The organism is Peribacillus sp. P4_D6 (assembly GCF_056401795.1).
In genome coordinates, this window is record NZ_JBFUIQ010000187.1 from 1 (window position 1) to 5472 (window position 5472).

7 protein-coding genes are annotated in these 5472 nt (G+C 39.6%); all 7 read right to left on the reverse strand.

Translation table 11 applies throughout. The annotated features are described in order from the left end of the window. Window positions 1-168 precede the first annotated feature (168 nt). A complete protein-coding gene (locus AC1DVB_RS24905) occupies window positions 169-1011 on the reverse strand; it encodes a DegV family protein (RefSeq protein WP_057277320.1) in 843 nt (280 codons plus the stop codon). Window positions 1012-1237: 226 nt separating this feature from the next. Further along, on the reverse strand, window positions 1238-1501 hold the full coding sequence (locus tag AC1DVB_RS24910; protein WP_306804680.1) for a DUF2535 family protein: 264 nt from the start codon (window positions 1499-1501) through the stop codon (window positions 1238-1240). 135 nt (window positions 1502-1636) lie between these two features. Next, window positions 1637-2383 carry a twin-arginine translocase subunit TatC gene (gene tatC, locus AC1DVB_RS24915; RefSeq protein WP_034307555.1) on the reverse strand — a complete coding sequence of 249 codons (747 nt, stop codon included), beginning with the start codon at window positions 2381-2383 and terminating at the stop codon, window positions 1637-1639. 85 nt (window positions 2384-2468) lie between these two features. Next, window positions 2469-2660 carry a twin-arginine translocase TatA/TatE family subunit gene (gene tatA, locus AC1DVB_RS24920; protein WP_034307557.1) on the reverse strand — a complete coding sequence of 64 codons (192 nt, stop codon included), beginning with the start codon at window positions 2658-2660 and terminating at the stop codon, window positions 2469-2471. 193 nt (window positions 2661-2853) lie between these two features. Continuing rightward, on the reverse strand, window positions 2854-4122 hold the full coding sequence (ilvA, locus tag AC1DVB_RS24925) for a threonine ammonia-lyase IlvA (RefSeq protein WP_477591452.1): 1269 nt from the start codon (window positions 4120-4122) through the stop codon (window positions 2854-2856). Between the two features lie 150 nt (window positions 4123-4272). Then, window positions 4273-4758, reverse strand: coding sequence for a dihydrofolate reductase (locus AC1DVB_RS24930; RefSeq protein WP_057277318.1), 486 nt, complete (start codon window positions 4756-4758; stop codon window positions 4273-4275). Next, window positions 4755-5472: thymidylate synthase (locus tag AC1DVB_RS24935; protein WP_477591454.1), on the reverse strand; the 718-nt coding region annotated here is incomplete at its 5' end. The genes AC1DVB_RS24930 and AC1DVB_RS24935, both read right to left, overlap by 4 nt.

The following is a 5472-nucleotide window of genomic DNA, read 5'->3' on the forward strand; positions in this document are numbered from 1 at the left end:
ATTAAAGACAATTGTAAAAGTGACGAAACCGCCGCCAAACGCAGTTTCATATGGTATATCCTTATCAGTCCCAATAATACATGATCGCCATGGCGCCTTCACCTATTAAAGACAATTGTAAAAGTGACGAAACCGCCGCCAAACGCAGTTTCATATGGTATATCCTTATCAGTCCCAATAATACATGATCGCCATGGCGCCTTCACCTGTATGGGTACTGACAACGGCAGTCGTTGCTTCTATCTTTATGTCTTGATATCCTGTCAAGTCTGCAATGGCCTGGCGGACCTTATCCGCTATTTCAAGGCCATTCGCATGTACAAAACCGATGCCTCTAATCTTTTTGCCTTGAGTCTCTTCTTTGAATTTCTTGATGATGAACTTGACGACCTGTGACTGGCTCCTGGCTTTGGATACAGGGTTCAGTACACCATCATCAAGAAGTGCAATCGGCTTTATGTGCAGCAATGAACCGATAAAAGCAGAAACTTTGCCAATCCTTCCACCCTTAACGAGGTTATCAAGTGTTTCTATGACAATGATTAAACTTGACTGCTTTTTAATATGTTCCAATCGTTCAATTATCTCGGCTACGGATTTCCCTTCCTTCGCCATCTTCGCTGCCTCGATCACCTGAAATGACATCGCTTTTGAAATGAATTTCGAGTCAAGAACGGTAACCTTCGTTTCAGACATGCTAGCTGCGCTTTCCGCTGAACGAACAGTACCGCTCATGCCACCTGTCATATGTATGGAAATAATCTCGCTGCCGTCTTTTCCGAGTTCATCATATACCTCCACAAAGGTACCTACGGCCGGTTGTGAGCTTTTTGGCAGTTCTTTTGACTGGTTCATCCTTTTCAGGAATTCTTCTTGTTCAATTTCGACCTTATCCAAAAAAGTCTCCCCATCTATAAAGATCGATAAAGGGACCATTGTAATATCATAAAATTCCAGTTCCTCTGGTGTCATATCTACTGTCGAGTCTGTTACTATCTTTACTTTATTCATCATTACACATCCCTAAATTAACATATCTATTGTATTATACCTATTCAAGGTAAGCATTCAAACCAAAGGTTTCATTTTTCGACTGAAGTGATACTTATCTTTTGAAATGATTACACAAAAAAAGACCGTTCCATGAGCTAACCTGAACACATGCCGATACATTCGATATTGCATGGCATTCGTGTCATCTCTTTTAACGGAGATGTTAGCTATGGAACAATCCGCATTAAGCATTATTGAGTAAACTTCCAAAAAAAAGCTTGTTGTAAACGGGCCATTTGAGTACGGATGCTAAATAATGCTTAAATGAGTAATTTTCTTTATGATCTTTATTGGCAAAAACCTTCTTAACAAATACTTCCAAACGCACGGTCAACATAAAAAAATTCGGATCACTAGGCAGTAAGACAGGTATTTCTGAAATGGTGACCTTATGTCCAAAACAATCTTTGAATTCCAAGCATTTGAACATCAAAATATCAATCCTCATTTTTAACCGATTGCTTACATTATACACAATAAATCCAAAAGTATAAATATTCAAATGTGTAAAAAAACAGAGAAATCAGATTGATAATCATAAAAAAAAGACCCATAAGGGCAAAATGCCATTATGGGCTTCTTCTTATAAACCTTCCTCGTAGGTGTCTTCCCGCAAGCTTTCACGTCTCACCCTTCGTTTATAGACGACTTTAGATAATGAAATACTGATTTCGTATAATAACAGCAATGGAACCATCACCATAAAGTCTGACATAAAGTCAGGCGGCGTAATCGATATCGCTATGACAACCAGTACAAAGTATGCATACTTCCTTAATTTTTGAAGCACATAAGGATTTATTATGCCAAGGGAGGTCAAAAACATGGTAACGACAGGAAGCTCGAATAAAACAGCAAAAGGTATCGTCATATTAAATACGAATGAAAAGTACTTATCAGCTGTAAAACTGGTTATGAACATCCCATCACCCAATTCAATCAAAAATTGAAGAATGGTCGGGAAGATGACAAAATAACCGAAAGCAAGCCCTCCGATAAAAAGCAGGAAAAGTGCTGGAATATAGGCAAGGGTCGCCCTCACTTCATTTGGCATCAAAGCGGGTTTAACGAATAACCAGATTTGCAGGGCAATTACCGGTATCGTTGCCGCAATGGCTACGACACCTGCAAGCATGAAGTAAATCCAGATAATATCACTCGGTCCCAATACCATCAGGTCAAAATCGAGATCTTTCACGAACCAATTATAAATCTCCTCAACATAAATAAAGCTGGCGATAAAAAAGATGACAAAAGCAACAGCTGTAATGATGAGCCGTTTTCTCAATTCATCGAGATGATCGATGATATTTAATTCCTTATCTTCCAAAGTTGATCACGCCTTCATCTGAAAATCCGTATCTTTGTTACAGCGTAAAGGCGCAAGACGATTCCATCTTACGCCCAGCATTCAATCATTCATGATTTTTTTGTTGTAGCTTCTTATCTTCTTCATAATCACCTTTTGTTAAATCACTTGTGGATTTTTTAAACTCACGAAGCGTTTGTCCAAAAGCACGGCCAATTTCTGGAAGTTTCTTCGGACCAAAGATAATTAATGCCAAAATTAAGATTAGAATTAGACCAGGTACTCCAATGTTCGACATGGATACATCCCCTTTGGTGTTGTAATTAGACCTACTCCGATTATAATACCATTTCCAACCAATTGAAAGGGAACTGGCAATTCGTCATAGAATGGTAACAATTATCGACAGTATGCCCATATACGACTGGGCCGGCAGATAAAATGTAAAAACATAGGTATTATTCTATCCTAATTTAACATTTTATCCATGTTTAAATCAACAAGTGAAATAAATTACTGTCTTTATTGACCTCTACGAAAGAGAATCCTTTCTTGTTCATCCTTTGGATGAGCCCTTCATAATCATTTTTATCTTTTAGCTCTATACCAACCAGGGCCGGCCCGCTTTCTTTATTATTTTTCTTCGTATATTCAAAACGGCTTATATCATCATTCGGTCCTAACACTTCATCAAGGAATTCCCTTAAAGCGCCAGCACGTTGTGGAAAATTCACGATAAAATAATAAAGCAGCCCTTCATATAATAAGGATTTCTCTTTAATTTCCTGCATGCGCCCAATGTCGTTATTCCCTCCGCTGACCATGCAAACAACCGTTTTTCCTTTGATTTGTTCTTTATATGAATCCAACGCGGCTACAGATATAGCCCCTGCCGGTTCAGCGACAATCGCATGCTGATTATACAAATCGAGAATCGTCGTACAGATTTGGCCTGAAGGTACGACAACGATATCTTCCAAGTTTTCCTTACAAAGCTGATATGTTAACTGTCCCACACACTTGACAGCTGCTCCATCAACGAATGTATCTATTTTTTCGAGTTCAGATACTTTTCCTTCATTGAAGGAGTATTCCATCGAAGCAGCACCTTGCGGCTCAACTCCAATGCATTTCGTATYTGGGGAAACCGATTTGAAATAACTCGATACTCCGGCCATTAACCCGCCGCCGCCCATAGCGGCAAATACATAGTCGATTCCATCTTCACAATCGTTCAGGATTTCTACAGCCGTTGTACCTTGCCCGGCGATTACCTTTTCATCGTCAAATGGATGGATAAAGGAACGCTCTTCTTTTTCACAGCATTCCATCGCCATGGCAAATGCATCATCGAATGTATCCCCTATTAGGATGATCTCCACATTATCCCTGCCGAATAGCTGAACTTGATCGACTTTTTGCCTTGGAGTTGTAGCAGGCATATAAATTTTCCCGTGAATGCCCAATTGGCTGCAGGAAAAAGCAACACCCTGTGCATGGTTTCCTGCACTGGCACAAACGACTCCGTTCTTCGTCTCTTCCTCGGTCAGGCTTTTCATTTTATAGTAAGCCCCTCTTAATTTAAAGGAACGTACGTGTTGTAAGTCCTCGCGTTTTAAATAAACATTACAATCATATTTTTCAGAGAGCCTCTGATTTTTTTGTAAAGGTGTATGTAAAACGATTTCTTTCAGTTCTCTATAGGCAATTAGAATGTCTTCCAATTGAATCCCCCTATTCTTAGATGCAGTCTGATTCATAACAATCCCTCATTTCCTTTCTGATGAATTCAATCATTATAGCACTTTACTGTTATTAATGTAATTGATTTTTCTAAAAATTCTTTCTTTTGGTTGTCCCATACCAAAAAAATCCGATTATGGTCATTTCCCCATAATCGGATTAGCACTTTATTTTTTTTGTAGAATAATAAAATCATGTGCAAATCGATTTTTTTCATCGATGTTGCCTGGGTTTGAGGAGATTTCATCCCATTCATTTTCATCAATCTCGGGAAAGAAAGTATCCCCTTCGAAAGTTTCATGAATTTCCGTAATATACAGGCGGTCGGTAAAAGGAAGGATTTCCTTGAAGATTTCGGCTCCGCCAATTACGAAGACTTCCGCTTCATGGTTATCTGCGAACATTTTGATTTGTGCAATATCATGTAATACTACGCAGCCTTCCGCTTCAAATTCCTGATTGCGGGTGACGATGACATTTTCGCGGCCAGGCAGGACCCTGCCGATCGATTCAAATGTTTTTCGCCCCATGACGATTGGATGGCCCATCGTCACTTTTTTAAAGTACTGCAGATCTGCTGGTAAATGCCATGGCAGTTTATTGTTTTTACCTATCACACGATTTTGATCCATAGCCACTATCAACGATATCATATGCTAACCTCACCTTTTATATGGGGATGGGCTTCGTAATTTTCCAAAACGAAGTCCTCGAAGCTAAAATCAAAGATATTTTTCACATCTGGATTGATTTTCATGATTGGCAATGGTTTCGGGTCACGAGTCAACTGCAGTTCCACTTGTTCAAGGTGGTTAGAGTAGATGTGGACATCCCCGAAAGTATGTACAAATTCACCAACTTCCAAATCACACACCTGGGCGATCATCATCGTTAAAAGCGCATACGAAGCTATATTAAAAGGAACACCTAAGAAGACGTCCGCTGAACGTTGGTATAGCTGACATGAAAGCTTGCCATCAGCAACATAGAATTGAAAGAAAGCATGGCAAGGCGGCAAGGCCATTTCATCCAGTTCCCCAACATTCCAAGCACTGACTATCAATCTTCTTGAATTTGGATTCGTCTTGATTTGTTCGATCAATTCACTGATTTGGTCGATTTGCCTTCCATCGGCCGTTCCCCAGGAACGCCATTGATGACCATAAATCGGACCTAATTCCCCCTTTTCATCCGCCCATTCATTCCAGATGCGCACACTGTTTTCCTGAAGGTACCCAACGTTTGTATCACCCTTCAAAAACCATAATAGTTCATGGATAATCGCTTTTAAACTAACCTTTTTCGTTGTAAGTACAGGGAATCCATCTTTTAAATTGAATCTCATTTGATATCCAAAGGTACTGATC

Bases quoted from the DNA above. Each gene is read 5' to 3' on its own strand.
- AC1DVB_RS24905 (WP_057277320.1), bottom strand. From the start codon at position 1,011: ATGAATAAAGTAAAGATAGTAACAGACTCGACAGTAGATATGACACCA.
- AC1DVB_RS24910 (WP_306804680.1), bottom strand. From the start codon at position 1,501: ATGAGGATTGATATTTTGATGTTCAAATGCTTGGAATTCAAAGATTGT.
- tatA (WP_034307557.1), bottom strand. From the start codon at position 2,660: ATGTCGAACATTGGAGTACCTGGTCTAATTCTAATCTTAATTTTGGCA.
- AC1DVB_RS24930 (WP_057277318.1), bottom strand. From the start codon at position 4,758: ATGATATCGTTGATAGTGGCTATGGATCAAAATCGTGTGATAGGTAAA.